This is a genomic window from Streptomyces sp. NPDC003635, from assembly GCF_053587635.1.
Genome location: NZ_JBSFOK010000033.1, coordinates 81431 through 103116 on the forward strand (window position 1 = coordinate 81431; position 21686 = coordinate 103116).

19 protein-coding genes are annotated in these 21686 nt (G+C 74.0%); 13 read left to right on the forward strand and 6 right to left on the reverse strand.

From position 1 onward, the window contains the following. The first annotated feature begins 32 nt into the window (after positions 1-32). Genes ACWDRW_RS27340 through ACWDRW_RS27375 form a run of 8 tightly spaced genes read left to right on the forward strand, consistent with a single transcriptional unit; the run spans position 33 to position 8722 of the window. A complete protein-coding gene (locus tag ACWDRW_RS27340) occupies positions 33-368 on the forward strand; it encodes an acyl carrier protein (RefSeq protein ID WP_451726856.1) in 336 nt (111 codons plus the stop codon). Next, positions 365-3391 (forward strand): type I polyketide synthase, encoded by a 3027-nt coding sequence (locus ACWDRW_RS27345; RefSeq protein ID WP_451726859.1) that lies wholly within the window; start codon positions 365-367, stop codon positions 3389-3391. Before ACWDRW_RS27340 ends, ACWDRW_RS27345 begins: the two co-directional genes overlap by 4 nt. After that, entirely contained in the window at positions 3388-4410 is a 1023-nt protein-coding gene (locus ACWDRW_RS27350; protein ID WP_451726862.1) for a 3-oxoacyl-ACP synthase III family protein, read from the forward strand. The genes ACWDRW_RS27345 and ACWDRW_RS27350 overlap by 4 nt, the downstream gene beginning before the upstream one ends. Then, the gene (locus ACWDRW_RS27355; RefSeq protein ID WP_451726865.1) at positions 4407-6356 is read left to right on the forward strand and encodes an HAD-IIIC family phosphatase; all 1950 of its coding nucleotides are present in this window, start codon (positions 4407-4409) and stop codon (positions 6354-6356) included. The genes ACWDRW_RS27350 and ACWDRW_RS27355 overlap by 4 nt, the downstream gene beginning before the upstream one ends. After that, positions 6353-6595: a phosphopantetheine-binding protein gene (locus ACWDRW_RS27360; protein WP_451726868.1), complete on the forward strand. Its 243-nt coding sequence runs from the start codon at positions 6353-6355 to the stop codon at positions 6593-6595. Before ACWDRW_RS27355 ends, ACWDRW_RS27360 begins: the two co-directional genes overlap by 4 nt. Continuing rightward, on the forward strand, positions 6592-6819 hold the full coding sequence (locus ACWDRW_RS27365; RefSeq protein WP_451726871.1) for a hypothetical protein: 228 nt from the start codon (positions 6592-6594) through the stop codon (positions 6817-6819). The genes ACWDRW_RS27360 and ACWDRW_RS27365 overlap by 4 nt, the downstream gene beginning before the upstream one ends. Further along, on the forward strand, positions 6816-7916 hold the full coding sequence (locus tag ACWDRW_RS27370) for an alpha/beta fold hydrolase (RefSeq protein WP_451726873.1): 1101 nt from the start codon (positions 6816-6818) through the stop codon (positions 7914-7916). Before ACWDRW_RS27365 ends, ACWDRW_RS27370 begins: the two co-directional genes overlap by 4 nt. Next, the gene (locus tag ACWDRW_RS27375) at positions 7913-8722 is read left to right on the forward strand and encodes a thioesterase II family protein (RefSeq protein WP_451726876.1); all 810 of its coding nucleotides are present in this window, start codon (positions 7913-7915) and stop codon (positions 8720-8722) included. The genes ACWDRW_RS27370 and ACWDRW_RS27375 overlap by 4 nt, the downstream gene beginning before the upstream one ends. Here the strand turns inward: ACWDRW_RS27375 and ACWDRW_RS27380 are convergent. From ACWDRW_RS27380 to ACWDRW_RS27400, 5 genes are read right to left on the reverse strand one after another with little or no spacing between them, the layout of a single operon-like run. Beyond that, a complete protein-coding gene (locus ACWDRW_RS27380; RefSeq protein ID WP_451726878.1) occupies positions 8655-9539 on the reverse strand; it encodes an MBL fold metallo-hydrolase in 885 nt (294 codons plus the stop codon). The two genes, ACWDRW_RS27375 and ACWDRW_RS27380, sit on opposite strands and share 68 nt — an antisense overlap. 32 nt (positions 9540-9571) lie before the next feature. Then, positions 9572-11500 (reverse strand): AMP-binding protein, encoded by a 1929-nt coding sequence (locus ACWDRW_RS27385; protein ID WP_451726880.1) that lies wholly within the window; start codon positions 11498-11500, stop codon positions 9572-9574. Continuing rightward, the gene (locus tag ACWDRW_RS27390; RefSeq protein WP_451726882.1) at positions 11497-12672 is read right to left on the reverse strand and encodes a thiolase family protein; all 1176 of its coding nucleotides are present in this window, start codon (positions 12670-12672) and stop codon (positions 11497-11499) included. Before ACWDRW_RS27390 ends, ACWDRW_RS27385 begins: the two co-directional genes overlap by 4 nt. Positions 12673-12678: 6 nt before the next feature. Then, positions 12679-12867 (reverse strand): thiolase family protein, encoded by a 189-nt coding sequence (locus ACWDRW_RS27395; protein ID WP_451726885.1) that lies wholly within the window; start codon positions 12865-12867, stop codon positions 12679-12681. 6 nt (positions 12868-12873) lie between these two features. Beyond that, on the reverse strand, positions 12874-14217 hold the full coding sequence (locus tag ACWDRW_RS27400; protein WP_451726887.1) for an MFS transporter: 1344 nt from the start codon (positions 14215-14217) through the stop codon (positions 12874-12876). 108 nt (positions 14218-14325) lie between these two features. On the opposite strand from ACWDRW_RS27400, the gene ACWDRW_RS27405 reads away from it, so the two are divergent. From ACWDRW_RS27405 to ACWDRW_RS27425, 5 genes are all read left to right on the forward strand, one after another. Next, a complete protein-coding gene (locus ACWDRW_RS27405) occupies positions 14326-14943 on the forward strand; it encodes a TetR/AcrR family transcriptional regulator (RefSeq protein ID WP_451726888.1) in 618 nt (205 codons plus the stop codon). Positions 14944-15043: 100 nt separating this feature from the next. Beyond that, positions 15044-16039 (forward strand): LLM class flavin-dependent oxidoreductase, encoded by a 996-nt coding sequence (locus ACWDRW_RS27410; RefSeq protein WP_451726890.1) that lies wholly within the window; start codon positions 15044-15046, stop codon positions 16037-16039. A 62-nt stretch (positions 16040-16101) separates the two neighbouring features. Then, the gene (locus tag ACWDRW_RS27415) at positions 16102-17322 is read left to right on the forward strand and encodes a DUF2716 domain-containing protein (RefSeq protein ID WP_451726893.1); all 1221 of its coding nucleotides are present in this window, start codon (positions 16102-16104) and stop codon (positions 17320-17322) included. 66 nt (positions 17323-17388) lie between these two features. Next, a complete protein-coding gene (locus ACWDRW_RS27420; protein WP_451726895.1) occupies positions 17389-19743 on the forward strand; it encodes an ATP-binding cassette domain-containing protein in 2355 nt (784 codons plus the stop codon). Positions 19744-19770: 27 nt separating this feature from the next. Further along, positions 19771-20685 (forward strand): amidohydrolase family protein, encoded by a 915-nt coding sequence (locus tag ACWDRW_RS27425; protein ID WP_451726897.1) that lies wholly within the window; start codon positions 19771-19773, stop codon positions 20683-20685. 53 nt (positions 20686-20738) lie between these two features. On the opposite strand, the gene ACWDRW_RS27430 is transcribed toward ACWDRW_RS27425, so the two are convergent. Then, on the reverse strand, positions 20739-21599 hold the full coding sequence (locus ACWDRW_RS27430) for a lysophospholipid acyltransferase family protein (RefSeq protein ID WP_451726900.1): 861 nt from the start codon (positions 21597-21599) through the stop codon (positions 20739-20741). Positions 21600-21686 lie beyond the last annotated feature (87 nt).

The following is a 21686-nucleotide window of genomic DNA, read 5'->3' on the forward strand; positions in this document are numbered from 1 at the left end:
GAAGCCCTCAGCCCCTCGGAGAGAGAAACACCATGAGCATCGCCCCCGAAACCCGCGCCGCCCGCCCCACCGCCCCCATGGGCCGGCCCTCGCCCCAGGGCACGGCATCCGACCTCGAACCGTGGCTGACCGGGCGGGTCGCCTTCCACCTGCGCCGGACGGCCGAGGAGATCGACCCGGACACCCCCCTCGCCGACTACGGCATCGACTCCGTCGCGGCGATCAGCATCTGCGGCGAGATAGAGGAGCGGTACCGGATCCCGGTCTCCCCCACCATCGCGTACGACTTCCCGACCGTGCACGCCATCGCCGCCCATCTCGCCGAACGCCTGGCCGACCTGGCGCCGAACGGCGAGGGCCGGTCATGACCGTGCGCGAACCCATCGCGGTCGTCGGTCTCGACTGCCGGTTCCCCGGCGCCCGCGACGCCCAGGAGTACTGGGCGCTGCTCATGGACGGACGCGACGGCACCGGCCGGGTACCCGAACAGCGCTGGGACGCCGACCGCTACCACCTCGATCCCCCCGCCCCTGCCGACGACCGGCCGCCCGGCCGCAGCAACACCGTGCGCGGCGGCTTCATCCACGACCCCGACGCCTTCGACCCCGCCTTCTTCGGGATCGCGCCGCGCGAGGCCGCCGCGATGGACCCGCAGCAGCGGCTGTTGCTGCAGTGCTCGTGGCGGGCGATCGAGGACGCCACGATCGCCCCCCAGGACCTGGCCGGCACGGCGACCGGCGTGTTCGTCGGCGTGATGGCCAACGAGTGGGCGTTCCTGGCGCTCGGGGACTACGACCGGATCACCGCCCGGCACGGCTCCGGCAACGGCTACTTCATGGGCGCCAACCGCGTCTCGTACCACCTCGACCTCAAGGGGCCGAGCCTGGCCGTGGACACGGCCTGCTCCTCCTCGCTCGTCGCCGTCCACCTCGCCATGAACTCGCTGCGCTCCGGCGAGAGCGACCACGCCCTGGTGGCCGGAACCAACCTGATCATGACGCCGGTCCTCAACATCTTCTACACCCAGGCCGGTCTCTCCGCCCCCGACGGCCGCTGCAAGCCGTTCAGCGCCGCGGCGGACGGCATCGGGCGCGCCGAGGGCGTGGCGGTGCTGGTGCTGCGCCGTCTCAGCGACGCCCTGGCGGACCGTCAGCCGGTGTACGCCGTCCTCAAGGAGACCGGGAGCAACCAGGACGGCCGCAGCAACGGCATCACCGCGCCCAACCGCTGGGCGCAGGAGCAGTTGATCGAGTCGGTGTGGCAGCGGGCCGGCGTCACCGCCGACGACATCGGATTCGTCGAGGCGCACGGCACCGGCACCCTGCTCGGTGACCATATCGAGGCCCAGGCGCTCGGCCGGCTGACCAGTGGCCGCAGCGGCGGCAGCGTGGCGCTGGGCTCGGTCAAGAGCAACTTCGGGCACGCCGAGGGCGCGGCGGGCATCGCCGGACTCATCAAGGCCGTCCTCGCGCTGCACCACCGCACGGTGCCGCCCAGCCGGTACGCCCACGACGAGAACCCGCGGCTCGACCTGCCCGGACAGCGGCTGAACCTGCTCAAGTCGCCGCTCCGGCTTGGCTCCGGCACCGTGCACGCCGCGGTGAGCAGCTTCGGCATGGGCGGCAGCAACGCCCACGCCGTGCTGGCCTCCGCGCCTCGGGTCAGCCACCGGACCCGGCCCGGCGCGCCGGGCGTGTTCACCGTCTCGGCCCGGAGCGTGGAAGGGCTGCGCGCCAATCTGCTGGTCCAGGCCGACGCCCTGGCCCGCCGTCCGGGCGACCAGCTGGCGCAGCTGTGCTGGACCAGCAACCGGGTCAAGTCCCGGCAGCCGCGACGGGCGGCCGTCGCCGCCGCCGACCTCCCCACGCTGGTGGCGGGGCTGCGCGAGGCCGCCGAACAGGTCGACAGGAGCGAGGCCGCACGCCGTGCGACGCCGTCGGTGGCGTTCGCCTTCACCGGACAGGGCGCCCAGGACCCGCGTACCACCGCGTCCTGGTACCGGTCGTGCCCCGCCTACGCACGCCACCTCGACGACTTGGACAAGCTGCTCGCCCCGCACACCGGGCGATCCGTGCGCGACCTGCTCCTCGACGACGACCCGGACATTCACCGCCCGGGACTGCTCCAGCCCGCGCTGTTCGCCGTCGGGTACGCGATGGCCGCCACCCTGGCCGAGGCCGGGATCAGGCCCGCGTACGTCATCGGGCACAGCATCGGCGAGTTCGCCGCCGCCTGCGTGGCCGGAGCGCTGGACCCGGCGGACGCCGCCCGCCTGGTCGCCCGGCGCGGGGAACTGATGGAAACGCTGCCCGACGACGGCGGGATGCTCGCGGTGGCCCTGGACGCCGCGGAGGCCGAGCCGCTGCTCGCGGGACGGCAGCGGCTCGGCCTGGCCGCCGTCAACGGCCCCCGTCGTACGGTGATCTCCGGCGACCGCGAGGAACTCACCGCGCTCGCCCTGGAGCTGGCCGAACGCAAGGTGGCCGCACGGCCGCTCGCGGTCACGCACGCCTTCCACTCGCCGCTGATGCTGCCCGTGGTCGAGGAGTTCCGCCGCGCCTGCGCAAAGGCCGCCGACCGGCGGCCGAACGTGCCGGTCCTGTCCACCGTGCACGGCAGAGCACTCACCGACGCGGAGACCCTGGACGCCGACTACTGGGCGGCACAGATCACCGCACCGGTGCGGTTCGCGGAGGCCGCCCGCGCGCTGCTCGCCACGGACGTCACCCACGTCGTGGAGATCGGCCCCTCGGCGGTGCTCACCCCGCTGCTGTCCCGGCTGCGCGCGGACGCCGGCTCCCCGGTGAGCCTGCACACCGCGCACCCCGGCGAACGCGCACCCGGCCACCGGCCCCAGCAGTTGTTCGGCGAGCTGTGGTGCGCGGGCCTCACCCCCGACTGGGACGTGCTGTACACCGAGTCCGACCGGCTGCCCCGCCGGCTGCCGCCCCACCTGTTCGACACGTCCTTCCGCGCCTGGCGCTCCGGCGCCGCACCCAGTCGTCCGGAACCGTCCGCGCCCCCCGCCCCCCTCGGCGCGGACACCGCGGTACCGCCACGTGCGGACCGCGGGGACCCGTGTCCGCCGACCCCGGCCGGGGACGAGCCGGACTCCCTGGCCGCACTGGCACGCCGACTGGTGTGCCGGGTCGGCGGACACGACCCGGACCTGGTCCACGACGACACCCGGCTCCACGAGGACCTGGGCTTCGACTCCATCCAGGCCGTGGAACTGAAGGCGCGGATCGAGCACGAGTTGCCGCGGCTCGGCACGCTTCCGGTCGAGGAACTGCTGGAGAGCATGCGCACCGTCGGCGACCTCGTCCGTTATCTGCGCGGCCGCCGCCTCGACGACGCCGTGACCCTGACCCCGGAAGGAACCGGCCGATGAACGCTCCCACCGCACACCTGGCCTCGGTCGGCACCTGCCTGCCCGGGGATCCCGTGGACAACGCGACCCTCGCCAAGCTCGTCGGCGTCGACGAGACCTGGGCCGAGATGTTCATCGGCAACACCAGCCGGTACTTCGCCGTCGACCTGGCCACCGGTCAGGTACGGCACACCCTGGCCGACATCGCGGCCACCGCCGCCGACCGGGCGCTGGCGGAGGCCGGTCTCGAACCGCGCGACATCGACTGCGTCGTCATGGGCACCGCGACCCCGGACCACCTGATGCCCGCGACCGTGAACCTGGTCGCCGACCGGCTCGGCATCGACAACACCCCCACCTACCAGCTCCAGTCCGGCTGCGCCGGCGCCGTCCAGGCCCTCGACGTGGCCCGCACCCTGCTGCTGGCCCGGCGCTGCGCCAACGTCCTGGTGATCGGCGGCGACGTGTGCGCCAAGCACCTGGAGCGGGACTTCGATCCCGGTACCCGCAGCTCCGCCGAACTCGTCAACTACGCCCTCTTCGGCGACGGCGCCGGGGCGGCCGTGCTCAGCACCGAACCGCTCGGCCCGGGCATCGCGATCCGCCAGGTGCTCAACCGGCTGGTGGGCCTGAACCGGGAACCGGGCCAGATCATCGACTGGTTCGGGCTCGGCGACCGGCACAGCGACCGCCCGGCGGTCTTCGAGGACTACAAGGCGATCGAGGAGACCGTGCCGCTCCTGGCCCAGCAGATGTTCTGGGAACTCCTCGGCGACCTGGGCTGGACCGCCGACCAGGTCGACTACCTGCTGCCCCCGCAGCTCTCCGGCCGGATGAGCGACCGCATCTCCGCGGGCATGCCCGCGCCGGGCGCCCGACGGATCAACGTGGTGCGCACCGTCGGCAACAACGGCAACGCCCTGCCCTTCCTCCAGCTCGCCGAACTACTGGAGCGGTGGGACGGTCCCGGGCGCGCCGTCGCGGTGGCCGTCGAGTCCAGCAAGTGGATCAAGTCCGGTCTCGCCCTGGAGCGGTCATGACCCAGGCCCAGGACCGGATCGTGAGCCCGCAGTCCCCGGCGAGGTGGCACGACCAGGCGTCCCTCGCCACCTTGCGCGGCCTGTACCGCGCCGGGCGGCTGCCCGCGGAGTACGGCACGGTGCGGACGCTGCTGGCCCGGATGCCCCGGGCCGACCTCCCCGCCGCGGGCCAGCTGCTGGCCCGGCTCGACCTCGAGGAGGTCCGCCGCCACGCCCCCGACGCGCCGGTGGTCTCCGTGGCCGTCACCGGCGAGTCCACGGTGGCCCCGCTGGTGGGACCGCTGACCGCCGAACTGGCCCGCCACGGACTGCTGCTGGACGCGCGGGTCGCCCCCTACGGCTCGTACGTGCAGGACCTGATGCGGCCGGCCGACCCGGCGCGGGACGCGGGGCGGCCCCACCTGACGCTGTGCGTGCTCGACGCGCACACGGTCGTCGGCGGTGTCACCGCGCCCTGGCGGGCCGAGGACGTCGAGAAGGCGGCGCGGACCCAGCTCGCGCTGCTCTCCGCCGCCGTACGCGCCCATCAGCAGGCCGGTCGCGGCCTGCTCGTGCTCAACACCGTCCCGCTGCACCGCCATCTCACCCACCAGCTCGTCGAGCTGCGCCACCGCGCCCGCCTCGGCGTGGTGTGGCGGGAGTTCAACAGCGGCCTGCTGGCGCTCGCCGAGGACCACCCGGGCGTGGTCGTCGTCGACCTCGATCCGCTGATCGGCGAGGGCGTGCCCGCCGGTGAACCGCGCGCCGCACAGTACGCCCGCGCCCGGCTGTCCGAGCCGCTGCTCGCCGCCTACGCCCGCGAGGCCGCGCACATCGTCCGCGCCCGCCTCGGCCGGACCCGCAAGGTACTGGTGCTGGACCTGGACGGAACCCTGTGGGGCGGGGTGCTCGGCGAGGACGGCCCCGGCGGCATCGAACTCGGGTCGGGGCTGCGCGGCGACGCCTTCGCCGAGTTCCAGCGGGTGCTCCGACAACTCGCCGCCCAAGGGGTGCTGCTCGCCATCAGCAGCAAGAACGACGCGGACGCCGTGACCCGCACCCTGGGGACGCATCCGGGCATGGTGCTGCGCGAGACCGACTTCGTCCAGGTGAGCGCCAACTGGAAGCCCAAGCACGACAATCTCCGGGGCATCGCCGAGCGGCTCGGACTCGGTCTGGACAGCCTCGTCTTCGTCGACGACAGCCTCTTCGAATGCGGGCTCGTCGCCGAGCAGTTGCCCGAGGTCGCCGTGGTCCGCGTCGACGACGAACCCGCCCTGCACCCCTCGGCGCTGCTGGCCGACGGCTGGTTCGACCTGTTCGAACTGACCGAGGCCGACCTGGAACGGGCGGACCGCTACCGCACGGAGGCCCGGCGGCAGGAGTTCCGCGAGGACGTCGCCTCCTACCAGGACTACCTCGACGGGCTCGAGCTGGAGGTCGTCCTGCGCCCGCCGCACGAGCCGGAACTCGCGCGGATCTCTCAACTCACCCTGCGCACCAACCAGTTCCACCTGGCCACCGAACGGCTCGACGTCCCGCAGGTGACGGAACGGATGACACTGCCGGGGCACCACGTGCTCGCGGTGCACGCGCGTGACCGGTTCGGCGACCACGGCCTGGTCGGCGCGCTGTTCCTGCGGCGCGACGAGGACGTTCTGCGCATCGACAACTTCGCCCTCAGCTGCCGCGTGTTCGCCCGGGGCATCGAGAGCGCCTGCGTGGCCGCGGTGCTGGAATTCGCCCGCGACACCAAGGCAGGGGCCGTGACGGGCCGCTATCTGCCCTCGCCGCGCAACGCCGCCTTCGGCGCGTTCTACGCCGACCACGGCTTCACGCCGGTCGGCACCGACCCGGACGACCCCGACGCCGTCTTCTTCCGGCACGACCTGCGCGACCTCACCCCCGCCCCCGCCCATCTGCGGCTGCACGCCGCGTTCGGGCCCGACGACGGAGACCGCACATGACCACCACCGCCCTCGCCGGTACCGCGGAATTCCGCACGCTCCTGGAGGAGGAACTCGGCCTGTACCTGGAGGAGGAGGACCTGGACCGGCCGCTGGACGACTTCCCCGACTGGGATTCGGTGCTGCTGCTGCGGCTGGTGACCGTGGTGGAACGCGTCGTGGGGCGGCGCGTCCCCGTGGCCGATCTGCTGGAGGTCAGGACGTTCCGGCAGATGCACCTGGTGGTGACGGGGCGATGACTCCTCCCGCGACCGACTCCCGGCCCCCGCGCCCCGACGCCGGCCTGCACTTCCACGCGCTGTTCCTCGACACCCAGCTGGACCTGGTCTGGTCCCCCGGCCTCGGCAGGCGGATCCGGGCCTGCGTCGCCCGGCTCGCCACCCGCCGCGGACCGGCACCCCGGCCGGACCTTCGGGACCCCGTCCCCGCACAGCAACCGGAGAAGAAGGGAGCAGTCCGATGATCCCCATGGCGGAACTGCGCCGGTTCGCCCTCCCGCACGCCCACGCCCAGGGCATCCCCGCCGACGTCATCCACCAGGTGACGGACAACCTCGCCGACGCCGCCGACGAGGGCGCCTGGACCCACGCCTGGTCCTCGCTCGCGGTGGCGGCCGAGGCACGCGGCCGCGATCTGGACGCGGTCCGCTACTGGGCGATGGCCCGCTTCCCCTACCCCGACGGCCCCGACCGGCTCGCCGCCCAGCAGGCCTGCGTGGCGGCCTTCGACCGCTGGCGCAGAGGAGTCCGGGGCGTCTCCCGGCTCGATCTCCCCTGCGAGGAGGCCGGTTTCGCGTGCTGGGCCACCGGCCTGTCGCTGCGCGAGCGGCTGCCGCTGATCCTCGTCGTCGGCGGCATCGCCGGCGTCAAGGAGCAGTGGGCGCCACTGCTGGCCGAGTCCGACCGGCTCGGCGCCGCCGTCGTCGTCACCGAACTGCCCGGGGTCGGCGAGAACGCCCTCACCTACGGAACGGACAGCGTGCGCATGCTCACCTACCTCGTCGACCTCCTCGGCCGTGCCGCCGACACCTCCCGCACCTGCGTCGTCGGTCTCGGCTTCGGCGGCCATCTGGCCCTGCGTCACGTGCTGGACGACGACCGCGTCCGAGGGCTGGCCGTGGTCGGCGCGCCGGTGCGGGACTTCTTCGCCCGGGCCGCGGAACGCACACCCCTGCCGCGTCTGGTGCACCTCACCCTGTCCCATGTGATGCGCACACCGGCGGACCGGCTGCCGGCCGCGCTGGCCGACTGGGGCCTGGACGAGGAGCGGCTGCAGGGACTGCGCGTCCCGGTCGCCTGCGTGGCCGGCCGCGACGACGAGATCGTGCCCTGGTCCGACGCCAGGCTGCTCCAAAACACCGTCCCCCGCCTGCGGCTCGTCGAGAACGACACGCTCGGCGGCCGGCCCGAGCAGGCCGCCGAGACCCGGCTGTGGCTGCTCGCGCAGGCGCTGCGGATGGCGGGCACGACGGGAGCGGTCCGCCGGGCGGCCTCGGTCCGCGCCCACGTCCTGCGCGCCCGCCGCCGTCTGAACGGCACGCCGGCCGGGACGCTCCGGTGACCACCGCGGCCGTGTCCTGTCTCAGCCGGGCGCCCCGCGCCGACGCCCGGCTGCGTCTGTTCTGCTTCCACCACGCGGGCGGCGGGGCGTCGTTCTTCAGCTCGTGGGGCGCCCGCGTGCCGTCCGGTGTGGACGTGCTGCCGGTGCAGTTGCCCGGGCGCGAGGCCCGCTACCGGGAACCCCGCTTCCGGGACGCCGGGGAGCTCGTCGAGGTCCTCGGGCGGGAACTCGCGGACTGTCTCGACGAGGGCCCCTGGGCGGCGTACGGCCACAGCATGGGCGCGCTGGTGGCCGCCGCGCTGGCCGCGGCCCGGCTGCGGGCGGGCGGCCGCGGTCCCGAGACGCTGTTCCTCGGGGCCTACGCTCCTCCGCATCTCACGCCCACGCTGCCCGCGCCCGACCGGTACGAGGACCGGGAACTGGCCCGTCTGCTGGTCGACTTCGGCGGGATGGACCCGCGGTTCCTGGAGCGGGAGGACTGGCTGCGGGTGCTGCTGCCCATCGTCCGTGACGATCTGCGGATCTGCGCGAGTCATGGGCGGGCGGGGCTGCCGGACCCGGACGACGAGCGGGCCCGGCTGCCCCTGGTCGTCGAGGCGTTCGCGGGCTTCGACGACCCGTTGGTGGACCCGGCACGGGTGCGGGCGTGGGAGCGGTACGCACGCGACTTCCGGCTGACCCTCGTGCCCGGCGGTCACTTCTTCCCGCGTGAGGAGCCCGGCCCGTTCTTCGCCCGGCTCAACCGCTCCCTGGCCCGGCTGCTCGGAGATCCGGCGCCGGCCCGACCACCCGCGGCACCCGGCTGATCCGCAGCCGGCTGTCGTCGGCGTTCTTCTCGTACAGCGCGCGCTGCTCCTGGATGCCCGGCATGACCCAGGACGGCCGGGCCGAGGAGTCGGCGAAGCCGAGCCCCGGGGTGTCCGGGCCGACTCCGGTCAGGGTGAGGGCGAAGGACGCCAGGTAGTCGATCCCACCGTCCGGGGCGAGCCGGAACGGGCGGTCGTGACCGGGATAGATCACGTCGGACACGTCCAGGATCCGCCCGATGCTGTGCTCGGCCTGGTCTGCGTCCCAGAAGACGAGGGGGTTGCGCCCGGTCCGGGCGACGTAGGCGAAGTGCAGGGCGTCGCCGGTGATCGTGGCGCGGCCCGCGGCGGTGTCCACCGTCAGGCCGATGCTGCCCGGTGAGTGGCCGGGCAGGGCGATGACGTCGACGCCGGGGATGAGTTCCTCGCCGTCGACGACCTCGCGGACGGGGAGCTGCTCCAGCAGCAGCCCCGTCCAGGCGGGCGTGGCCCAGTCGTTGGCGTGCGGGGTGTGCGCGTACCGGCGCTCGTCGGGGTGGAGCACCAGGGTCGCCGACGGGAACAGGTCGATGTTCTGCACGTGGTCCCAGTGGGCGTGGGTGAGGACGACGGTGTCGATGTCGGCGGCGGCCAGCCCGTGGCGGGCGAGCGCCTCCCACAGGAAGGGGCGGCGGCCCACGTGGGCGGCGTCGACGAGGATGTTCCGGGGCCGTCCCGCGGCGTCGGGGCCGCGGACCAGGAACACCCCGCAGAAGGCGGGGTAGCCCTGGTCGGTGTCGAGGCCGAAGCCGGGCAGGAGGATGTCGACGGTCGGCATGGAACTCCTTGGGTCCAGGGGCGGGTCGCCCGTCATGAGGGGTCTTGCCGTACGGCCGCGCGCAGCGCCCCGAGGCTCTCGGGGTTGACGAGGGTGGACAGGTCGCCGGGTTCCCGGCCGGTGAGCACGTCGCGGACGAGGCGCCGCATCACCTTGCCGTTGCGGGTTCTGGGCAGCTGCGGCACGGCGATCACCCGGCCGGGCCGGAACGCCGGGCCGAGCGCGTCGGCGACCCGTGCGCGGATCCGCTCGCGCTCCGGCGGGCCGAGCGACCGGCCGGCCGCCGGGACGGCGAGGCACCACAGCGTCTCGCCCTTGACGGGATGCGGTACGCCGACCGCGGCGGCCTCGCCGACGGCCGGATCGCCGAGAACCGCCTCCTCGACCTCGGTGGGGCCCAGGCGTTTGCCGGCCACCTTGATGACGTCGTCGAGCCGCCCGTGCACGAACCACTCCTCGCCGGTGCGGGAGACCAGGTCGCCGTGCGACCAGCGGCCCGGCCGTCGTTCGAAGTAGGCCTCCAGGAACCGTTCCTGTGCCCGCCACAGCCCGCGGGTCATGCCGGGCCAGGGCTGACGTACGACGAGTTCGCCGGCCTGTCCCGCGGGCGGCTGGGCGCCGGAGGCGTCCTCGACGGCCGCGTCGATGCCCAGGCAGGGCCCGGCGAAACCGCAGGGCGACTGGGGCAGGGTGGGCGCGGAGGCGAGCAGGGAGCCGCCGACCTCGGTGCCGCCGCAGATGTTGATCACCGGGCAGCGTTTGCCGCCGAACTCGGCGAAGTACCAGTGCCAGGCCTCCTCGGTCCACGGTTCCCCGGTGGACCCGAGGATGCGCAGCCGGGCGGGTGCCGCGGCGTTCGCCGGGCCGCGCCCCATCAGGGTGCGGGCCAGGCTGGGCGAGCCGCCGAACACGGTGACCTCGTGCTCGTCGAGCAGCCGCCACAGGCGGGTGGGGTCCGGATGGTCGATCGCGCCCTCGTAGGCGAGGACGCAGGCACCGGCGAGGGTGGCGCCGACGGCGATCAGCGGGAACATGATCCAGCCGGGATCGGTCACCCACCACACGACGTCGTCCGGCCGCAGGTCGAGGTTGTACCGCGTCTCGCTGCCCACCTGCGCGGGGAAGCCGCCGTGGGTGTGCAGGGCGCCCTTGGGCCGGCCCGTGGTGCCGGAGGTGTGCAGCAGGAGAAAGGGGGTGTCGGCGGCGAGCGAGACGGTTTCGGCGGGGTCGGCGGCGGCGAGGGCGTCCCAGGTCGTGTCGGCCGGTCCGGAGCCCGTGCCCTCCTGGACGACGACGAGGTGCCGGACGCAGGGGACCCGTTGCGTCGCCGTGCGGGCGGCCGCCTCCATGTCGTGGCGGCGTCCGTGCCGGACCGAGGCCGTCGCGGTCACCAGGACCCGGGCCTCGGCGTCGGCGAGCCGGACCGCGATCGCGTCGGCGCCGAACCCGGAGAACAGCGGGACCAGGACGGCGCCGAGGCGGGCGCAGGCGAAGAGCAGGACGAAGGCCTCGGGGCCCGGGGGCAGGTAAGCGGCTACCCGGTCCCCGACCGTGACCCCCAGTCCGCGCAGGCCTCCCGCCACCCGGGCGCTGAGGGCGGCCGTCTCGTCGTAGGTGAGGCTGCCGCGTGTCCCGTCCTCCCGCTCCCAGCGCAGCGCGGGCGCGCCGCCGCGGCCCCGCGGTGTCCGGGGCGCCAGGCAGGAGTCCACGAGATTGGTGCGCCCGCCGGGGAACCAGCGGGTGCGGGCGATGCCCCCGGTGGCGTCGCGGACCCGCCGCGGGGGCACGTGCCAGGCGATGCCGATGTCGCGGACGGCCCGCTCCCAGAACCATTCGGGGTCGTCGACGGACCGGGCGTGCAGGGCGCGGTAGCCGCCGTCGACGCCGTGTTCGCGGCAGAAAGCGGCGATGTTGCTGTGCTCGGTGTGCTCGCGGGAGGGGTGCCACGCGTAGGCGCTCATCGCACCGCACCCGGGTTCTCGATGAGTGCGGCGATGCCCTGGCCGCCGCCGACGCACAGGGCGATCACGGCGAACCGGCCGCCGGTGCGGCGCAGTTCGTGCGCGGCCTTGAGCAGGAGCACGGTTCCGGTGGCGCCGATGGGATGGCCGAGGGCGATCGCGCCGCCGTTGGGGTTGACCCGGTCCGGGTCGAGTTTGAGGCCGTCCATGACGGCGAGGACCTGGGCGGCGAACGCCTCGTTGAGCTCGATCACGTCGATGTCGTCGAGGGTGAGGTCGGCGCGGTGCAGCAGGGCGCGGATCGCCTGCGTGGGGGCGATGCCCATGATCTCCGGTTCCACGGCGCTGACCACGGTGTCCCGCAGCCGGCACAGCGGTGTGGTGCCGGGGGCGAGGTCGGCCGTGCGCATCAGCAGGACGGCGGCGGCGCCGTCGTTGACGCCGGCGGAGTTCCCGGCGGTGACGGTGCCGTTCTGCGCGAACACGGGCGGCAGGCCGGACAGCTTCTCCACCGTCGTGCCGGGCCTGGGGTGTTCGTCCCGCGCGACCAGCCCGGCCGGGGTGTCGACCGGGACGATCTGGTCCCAGAACCGTCCTTCGTCGACGGCGACGGCGGCCCGGCGCTGGCTCTCGGCGGCCCACTGGTCCTGGCGCAGCCGCGAGACGCCGTACCGGTCGGCCACGACCTCGCCGGTCATGCCCATCGGGTAGTTCCCGAAGGGGTCGGTGAGCAGGGAGAGGGTGCCGTCGACGGTGGTGGCCCCGGGTATCTCGTCGGCGGCGCGTTCGCCGTAGTCGAGGGTGGGCTGACGGGTCATCGACTCGTTGCCGCCGGCCACGACGCGGTCCACCGCGCCGACGGTGAGGCTCTGCGCGGCCGACCAGACGGCCTGGAGGCCCGATCCGCACAGGCGGTTGACGTTGTACGCGGTGGTGCGCACCGGCAGCCCGGCGGCCAGGGCCGCCCGGCGGGCGTTGAAGGCGTCGGGGCCCACCTGGCCGACGCAGCCGAGGACGACCTCGTCCACGGCGGCGGGTTCGGTCCCGGCGCGGGCGACGGCATCCTGGATCACCAGTGCGGCGAGCCGGTGGGCGGGGACGGAGCTCAGCGCGCCTCGGTAGCGGCCGATCGGGGTCCGGGCCCCCTGGACGACGGCGATGTCCACGGGCATCGGGGATCACTCCTTCACTGAGGGCTGCGCGACGAGGACGACCTCGTCCACGGCGGCGGGTTCGGTCCCGGCGCGGGCGACGGCATCCTGGATCACCAGTGCGGCGAGCCGGTGGGCGGGGACGGAGCTCAGCGCGCCTCGGTAGCGGCCGATCGGGGTCCGGGCCCCCTGGACGACGGCGATGTCCACGGGCATCGGGGATCACTCCTTCACTGAGGGCTGCGCGTCGGTCGCGGACGCGGGCCGCGGGGCGGTGTGGCCGAGCAGATTCCGGGCGTCACGGTCGGGGCGGATGAGGAGCATCGAGAGCACGGCCCCGGCGATCAGCAGCCAGGCGGTCAGGTCGAAGGCCCGGTCGTAGCCGACGGCTTCGGTCGGCGCCGCGTCGATGATCCGTCCGGTGACGTAGGGGGCGATGAGGCTGGAGAGGGCGGCGAGGGCGTACGACAGTCCGAGGGCGGCGCTGCGCCGGCCCGGCGGGCAGATGTCCGCGATCGCCGCGTTGGTCAGCGGGGTCTGGCCGTTGCCCGCGGAGAACGCCAGCACCAGCAGGGGCAGCAGGGCGGCGGACGGGGCCCGGGTCATCAGGAGCAGGCACCCGCCGGCGAGCAGGGGCAGCAGCGCGCCCAGCAGCCCCTGGGCGAGCCGTGCGGTCGCTCCGCGCCGCAGGAGCCGGTGCGCGAGCGCGCCCGCGGTGAGCACCAGCGCGGCCATCGACAGGGCGGGCAGGCCGACGATCGCGCTGACCTGCGCGGTGCTGAAGCGCGCCTGTTCCTCCAGATAGAGCGGCAGCCAGGCGAAGCCGAGGGCGAGCGTCCACATGACGGCGAAGGTGGAGAGGGTGGCGCCCAGCCAGGTACCGGTGGTGACGACGCGCCGGAGGGGCACGGTGCCGGTGGCCGCCTGCGACGGGATGTCCCCAGGGCCGAGCCGGGCGGTGTAGGGCCCGCCACCGCCTACCCGCAGCCACAGCGCGGTCCAGAGCAGGCCCACGGCGCCGAGCAGGCCGAACGCGGCCCGCCAGCCGAGGGTTTCGCTGACCAGGACGACCAGCGGGGCGGCCAGGACGGTGCCGCCCGCGCCGCCCGCGACCACGACGGCCGAGGGCAGCGCGCGCCGCTTCTCCGGGTACCAGGTGAAGGCGGTGTAGTTGGCCAGCGGATAGCCCGGCCCCTCTCCCGCGCCCAGCATGACCCGGGTCGCGACCAGCGCGCCGAACCCGGCGGCGGGGAGGAGGATCGGCAGTTGCGCCGCCGCCCAGACCAGGGCGAGCACCGCGAGCAGGGGCCGGGGGCGGATGCGGTCGCCGAGGAAGCCGACCGAGACGGCGGAGAGGCTGAACAGCAGATAGAAGCTGCTGGCGATGGTCCCGAACTCGGTCGCGGTCAGGCCGAGTTCGTCCTTGATGGGGCCCGCCGTCAGGCCGAGTACGGCCTTGTCGGCGGCGTTGATCACGATGAAGAGCGCCAGCACGGCCAGCACGGTGCGGGCCCGGCGGCGGGTACCGCCCGCCTCCCCCCGCTGGGTCTCGGCCTCCAGGGTCATGCGCGGCCCCTCTCCCCTACGGAACGGAACAGGGCCGTTCCGTCTCGGCGGAACGTACTCCCGGCCCGGACGGAACGCAACCGTTCCGTCCGGTGTTAATCTCCCGCCGTGGAGTCGACCAGCCGGAGCGCACTCGACCGCGGGCCCACGGGCTCGGCGGTGCTGCGGGAGTCCGTAACCGAGACGATCAGGCGTGCCGTGTTCGAGGAGCTGGCCGAGACCGGGTACGCCCGGATGTCGATGGAGGCCGTCACCCGCCGGGCCGGCGTGGGCAAGGCGGCGCTGTACCGCCGCTGGCCCGCCAAGGAGGCGATGGTGGTGGAACTGGTCTCCGAGGCCGCCGCCGCGCACCTGCCGGCCACGGCCGGCTCCGGCTCCCTCCACGACGACGTCGAGCGTTTCGTGCGGGACACCATGACCGACCTGCACCACCCGCTCGTCGGCCGGATCATCCCGGACCTGGTGGCCGAGTCGGCCCGCAACCCGTCCCTGCGCGACGCGCTCCACGAGGCGGTCCTCGCCCCCCGGCGCGCGGCGGTGGCGACGCTGGTCCGCCAAGCGGTGGACCGCGGCGAACTGCCCGCCGAGACCGACATGGGCCTGGCCGTCGACCTGTTCGGCGCCCCGCTGTACTTCAGGATGCTCGCGGTGGGCGGCCCCACGGACGACGCCTACGTCGCCCGCCTCACCCGCGCCGTCCTCGCGGCCCTGGCCGCCGGCCACTGACCGGCCGGCCCGGCCGGCCACGACGCCTGGCTCCGGCCGGGTTTGCGGGCCCCGGGCATGCCGTGCGGAATCCTGCGGGCCGCCGCGTGTTGAACCAGACATGAGTTCCGTCCTCGCCCAGGCCCGCTTCTCCGTCCTCGACCGCTCCCGCACCCGCGAGGGGCACACCACCGCCGAGGCGCTGCGCGACACCGTCGCCCTGGCACGCGAGGTGGAAGGACTCGGCTACCACCGGGTGTGGGTGGCGGAGCACCATGGCGTGCCGGGGGTCGCCGGGTCCGCGCCGACCGTGCTGGCCGCGGCCGTCGCCGCCGCGACCCGCACCATCCGGGTCGGCACCGGCGGCGTGATGCTGCCCAACCACCGGCCCCTCGTCGTCGCCGAGCAGTTCGGGGTGCTGGAGTCGCTCTTCCCGGGCCGGATCGACATGGGACTGGGGCGTTCCGTCGGATTCACCGGCGGCGTGCGCAAGGCGCTGGGCCGGGACAAGGACGACGCCGAGGACTTCGCCGGGCAGCTCGACGAACTGCTGGGCTGGTTCCGCGGGACCTCGCCGACGGGGGTGCACGCGCGTCCGGCGGAGGGGCTGACCGTGCCGCCGTTCGTGCTCGCCATGGGGGAGGGCGCCGACATCGCGGCCCGCGCCGGGCTGCCGATGGTCATCGGCGACCTCCGCAACCGGCCGAAGATGCGGCGCGGGATCGACCACTACCGCGCGAACTTCCGCCCCTCCCCCTGGGCCGCGGAGCCGTACGTCGTCATCTCCGGCACGATCGCTGTCGCCGCCACCCCCGAGGAGGCCCGGCGGCTGCTGGTCCCGGAGGCCTGGTCGATGGCGTACTCACGCACGCACGGCACCTTCCCGCCGCTGCCGCCCGCCGAGCGCGTCGAGGCGCTCACCATGACCGCCAAGGAGCGCGGCTTCTACGAGCAGGGCCTCGCGGGGCACATCGCCGGCACCGAGGAACAGGTCGCGGACGAGCTGGAAATCCTGTTGAAGGAGACCGGAGCGCAGGAGATCCTCGTCACCACCAGCACCTATGACCGTCGGTCACTGCTGGATTCGTACCGGCGTCTGGCCGGGATCGTGAAGTGAACCACGGGGGCCTTCGAGTGACCGCTGACGCCTCGGCGTTGTGGGTGGAGTACGACAGACAGATGCGCGCACGCGCACCCGAGGTGTTCGGCGTGGTCACCGAGCGGGACGGGCCACTGGCGCGCGTCCACTACGGCACCCATGGCGTGGTGGACCACGCGGACCTCTCCGAGGTCGACGACCTCGCCGGCCTGGTCCGCCGCACGCGGGAGATCTTCGCCGGGCGCGTGGAGCCGGTGACCTGGAAGGTGTACTCCCACGACGGGCCGCGCCTGGCCCGGGCCCTGCTCGCCGCGGGGTTCACTGCGGGCACCCCGCGCTCCCTGCTGGTGGCCGACATCGCCGACGTACCGACGACGGACGTGGAACCGCGCACCTACTGGGCCGGGCTCCCGCACGCCGACCAGGACCGGATCCTCCGGCTCGCCCAGGCGGCCCCCGAACAGCGCCGACCGGTGTCCGAGCTGGAACACGGCATGGATGTCCTGTCCCTCTGGCGCCACGCACGGCCCGTGGACCTGGTCTGGCTGGAGAAGGCCCACGGCACGGACTTCTCCTCGATCGGCGGGATCACCCGGCCGCTCCCCGCGTTGCTGCACGCCGCGGCCGCCTGGGCGGGCCGCCAGGTGTGGGCCCAGCCGCCGGCCCGCTACCTGGTGGCCGAGGCGAGCGGCGATCTCGTCCCCGTCCATCTGGCGGCGGGCTTCCACGAGGTCGCCGAGGTCACCACCTACCGTTGGGAGCCACCCGCGGAGCCGGCCCGGGAACGCCCGGCACGACTGCTGTTCTCGGAGCCCGAGCACGACGCGATCTGGCGCCGCTTCGAGCAGCGGTTCGAGGTCACCTACGAGAGCGCCTACGACGGCATCGCCGAGCCACCCGGCTCGGTCACCTGGCACACGGAGGCCGTCGAGGACTGGCGCGACCCGCTGCTGCGCCAGGTCGAAGCGGTCATCGCCCGCGGGCTGCGGGCCTGCGGGCGGCGGGGGGACCGGCTATACCGGCTCAAGTGGTACATCAACGGCAGCGTCTGCGACCCGACCCGGGTCGGCGGCCCCGGCCAGCCCCCGTGGCCCGGCTACGCCTATCTCCCCGACGAGAACGTCATCCAGGTCACCGAGGACCTGCGCATGGGGACGTACGGCAACTTCGTGGAGGCGTCCCTGTGCGTGTTCGGCGCCGACCTGGTCGCCGAGGTCGAGGAGGACCTCACCCGGCTCCTCGGCACGGTGCTGCGCCGGGACGGCCGCCCGGTGGGGAACGTGTGGACGTTCGGGCCCTGACCGGCGCGGTCGCATAGGATCGCGGGGTTTGTCCCCTTCCCTGCTTCCCTGGTGCGGAGATCCGTCATGCACGACCCCCACGATCCCTGCGTCCGCGTCCGCGGCGCCCGCGAGCACAACCTCCGGGGCGTGGACGTCGACATTCCCCGGGACGTGCTGGCCGTGTTCACCGGGGTCTCCGGATCCGGGAAGTCCTCGCTCGCCTTCGGCACGATCTACGCCGAGGCGCAGCGCCGCTACTTCGAGTCGGTGGCGCCCTACGCCCGCAGGCTGATCCACCAGGTGGGCGCGCCGAAGGTCGGGGAGATCACCGGACTGCCGCCGGCGGTCTCGCTCCAGCAGCGGCGCTCGGCGCCGACGGCACGCTCGTCGGTCGGCACGGTGACCAACCTCTCCAACTCCCTGCGCATGCTGTACTCCCGCGCGGGCGACCACCCGCCCGGCGCCGAGCGGCTCGACTCCGACGCCTTCTCCCCCAACACGGCCGCCGGAGCCTGCCCGTCCTGTCACGGCCTGGGCCAAGTCCACCGTACGACGGAGGAGTTGCTCGTCCCCGATCCGGCGCTGTCGATCCGGGACGGCGCCGTCGCCGCGTGGCCCGGCGCCTGGCAGGGCAAGAATCTGCGGGACATCCTCGACGCGCTCGGGTACGACGTGGACCGGCCCTGGCGCGAACTGCCCGCCGAGCAGCGCGAGTGGATCCTGTTCACCGACGAGCAGCCGGTCGTCACGGTCCATCCGGTGCGCGACGCCGACCGGATCCAACGGCCCTACCAGGGCACGTACATGAGCGCCCGGCGCTACGTCATGAAGACGTTCTCCGACTCCAAGAGCGCGACCCTGCGGACCAGGGCGGAGCGGTTCCTGGCCAGTGCCCCCTGCCCGGCCTGCGACGGCAGCAGGCTGCGCCCCGAGGCGCTGGCGGTGACCTTCGCGGGCCGTACGATCGCCGAACTGGCGGCGCTGCCGCTGGCCGAGCTGGCCGGCGTCATGCACGGCACCTCGGAGACGGCCCGTGTCCTCACCGAGGACCTGAGGTCCCGGATCGCCCCGGTCGTCGAGCTGGGCCTCGGCTACCTGAGCCTCGACCGGGCTACCCCCACCCTCTCGGCGGGCGAGCTGCAACGCCTCCGCCTCGCCACCCAGCTGCGCTCCGGGCTCTTCGGCGTCGTCTACGTCCTCGACGAGCCGTCCGCCGGACTGCACCCGGCGGACACGGAGGCGCTGCTGACGGTGCTGGCGCGACTCAAGGCCGCCGGGAATTCGGTGTTCGTGGTGGAACACCATCTGGACGTGGTCCGCGGCGCCGACTGGCTGGTGGACGTGGGCCCGAGGGCGGGCGAGCACGGCGGGCGGGTGCTGTACAGCGGACCTCCCTCCGGACTCGCCGGGGTGACGGAGTCGGCGACGGCCCGTTTCCTGTTCGCCGGCTCCCCCACTCCCCCGCGCGAAGTGCGGTCCCCCTCGGGCCGGTTGACACTCGGCCCGGTCACCCGGCACAACCTGCGGGCGGTGACCACCCAGATCCCGCTCGGGGTGTTCACCGCGGTCACCGGGGTGTCGGGCTCGGGCAAGTCCACGCTGATCGGGGAGATCACCGAGGAACTGCCCGGCGTCGGCCGCCTGGTGAGCGTCGACCAGAAGCCGATCGGCCGCACTCCGCGCTCCAACCTCGCCACGTACACGGGCCTGTTCGACGTCGTGCGGAAGGCGTTCGCGGCCACGGACGAGGCGCGGGAGCGGGGATTCGGCGTCGGCCGCTTCTCCTTCAACGTGGCCGGAGGGCGCTGCGAGACCTGCCAGGGCGAGGGATTCGTCAGCGTCGAGCTGCTGTTCCTGCCGAGCACGTACGCGGCGTGCCCGGACTGCGGGGGCGCGCGCTACAACCCCGAGACGCTCGAAGTGACGTACCGGGGAAGGAACATCGCCCAGGTGCTGGATCTGACGGTCGAGGCGGCGGCAGGCTTCTTCGCGGACACCCCGGCGGTGGCCCGCAGCCTCGGCACGCTGCTGGACGTCGGCCTCGGCTATCTGCGGCTGGGGCAGCCGGCGACCGAGCTGTCCGGGGGTGAGGCCCAGCGCATCAAGCTGGCGAGCGAGCTCCAGCGGGGCCGCCGGGGCCACACGGTGTACGTGCTGGACGAGCCGACGACCGGCCTTCACCCGGCCGACGTCGAGGTCCTGATGCGCCAGCTGCACGGCTTGGTCGACGCGGGGCACACCGTGGTCGTCGTCGAGCACGACATGGCGGTGGTGGCGGGCGCGGACTGGGTGATCGACCTCGGCCCGGGCGGTGGCGACGCGGGCGGCCGGATCGTGGCGGCGGGACCGCCGGCGGAGGTCGCGCGGGCCGAGAGCAGCGCTACGGCCGCGTACCTGGCCCGGACGATGGACGGGAACCGATCAATGGGGTTGTCGTGAGCGGTACGCCTGCGTGACAGTCGGGGCATGACCGCACGCAGCGAAGACGACCCCGTGGCCGAGGCCGAGGCTCTGGAGGAGTTCCGGCGGCGTATCGGGGTGCCCGGGTTCGTCGACGTCCACACGCACTTCATGCCGGAACGGGTGCTGCGCAAGGTGTGGGACTACTTCGACGCGGTCGGCCCGATGACGGGCGTCGAGTGGGCCATCACCTACCGCCACGAGGAGGACGAACGGGTGGCGGTGCTGCGCCGCTTCGGGGTCCGTGCCTTCACGGCGATGCTGTACCCGCACAAGGCGGGCATGGCGGCCTGGCTGAACGAATGGGCCGCGGACTTCGCGACCCGCACACCCGACTGCCTGCACACGGCCACGCTGTTCCCGGAGGAGGGCGTCGAGGACTACGTCCGCATGGCGGTCGAGGCCGGCGCCAAGGTCTTCAAGTCCCATGTCCAGGTGGGGGCGTACGACCCGACGCACGAACTGCTGGACCCGGTCTGGGGCCTGCTGGCGGAGGCGGGCATCCCCGTGGTCATGCACTGCGGTTCGGGCCCCGCTCCTGGCAAGCACACCGGCCCGGAACCGGTGGGCCGCCTCCTGGCCCGCCATCCCCGCCTGCCCCTGATCGTGGCGCACATGGGCATGCCGGAGTACACGGACTTCCTGGACCTGGCCGAGCGGTACGAGGAGGTCCGCCTGGACACCACGATGGCCTTCACGGACTTCAGCGAACGCCTCGCCCCCTTCCCGACAGCGGAGCTCCCCCGCCTCCGAGCACTCGGCGACCGCATCCTCCTCGGCACCGACTTCCCCAACATCCCCTACCCGTACGTCCACCAGCTGGAGGCCCTCGAACGGCTGGGACTGGGCGAGGAGTGGTTGCGCGGGGTCTGCTACGCGAACGGGGCTCGGTTGTTCGGACTGCGGCGCTCGGGGGCGTAGGGAGCTAGTGCGTGCCGGGCGACGCGACGGGGCGAACGTCGCCTGACGCGGCACTAGGCGACCGCGCCGGGTGTCCGCTCGCTCGCCAGTGCCGTGTGGGCCCACCCCGGTTCGCCTCCCGTCGGGCCCGGCTGGGAGGCGTGGGCCAGGGTGCGGCGGTCGGGGTGGGTGCCGGGGGCGATGGTCGGGCGGAGCTCCACGTCCGCCACCAGGTGGCGGGAGGTGACCACCCGCCACAGGGACGAGAGCAGGGAGTCCTCGCCCACGAAGGCCGGGGCGGTCGTCGCGGGGCCGTCCGCGAGGCGGTAGCGCAGGCGGACCGGCTGGACCGGCACCCCGGCGTCCAGGGCCGCCTGGAACACCGCGCGGCGGAAGTGGCCCTGGGCCCTGCCACACCACGTGCTGCCTTCCGGGAAGGCGACCACCGCGGCGCCGGAGCGCAGGGCCTCGGCGATCCGGGCGACCGTCAGGGGCAGGGCCCGCAGCCGGTCCCGTTCGATGAAGAAGGCGCCGCTGCGTGCCGTGAGGCCGCCCGCCACCGGCCACCGCCGGATCTCCGCCTTGGCCAGCATCCTGGCCGGGCGCACCGCCGCGAGCAGCGGGATGTCCAGCCAGGAGATGTGGTTGGCGACCAGAAGCAGGCCCCCGGTGGAGGGGGCGGCGTCGCCGGTGATCCGGACCCGGACCCCGGACGCGCGGACGACGGCCCTGCTCCAGCCGCGGATCAGCGCGTCGTGCCGGGACGCCGGGACGAGGCGGAACACCGGCAGCAGGGCCACGCCCACCAGCAGCGTCAGCAGCAGTGCCGTCAGGCGCGGCACCGCCCGCGGCACGTCCGTCCAGGCGCCGGCCGAGACCACGCAGACCTGCGGGGAGCAGGGCGCCGTGGGTAGCCAGGCGCTCGTCGGGATCACCGGGCGGGGCACCGCGACCGCCGCCGCCCGGCGAGTTTCCCTGGGGCGAGACCGTCGCGAAGGTCAACAGGAAGGTGTTCGTCTTCC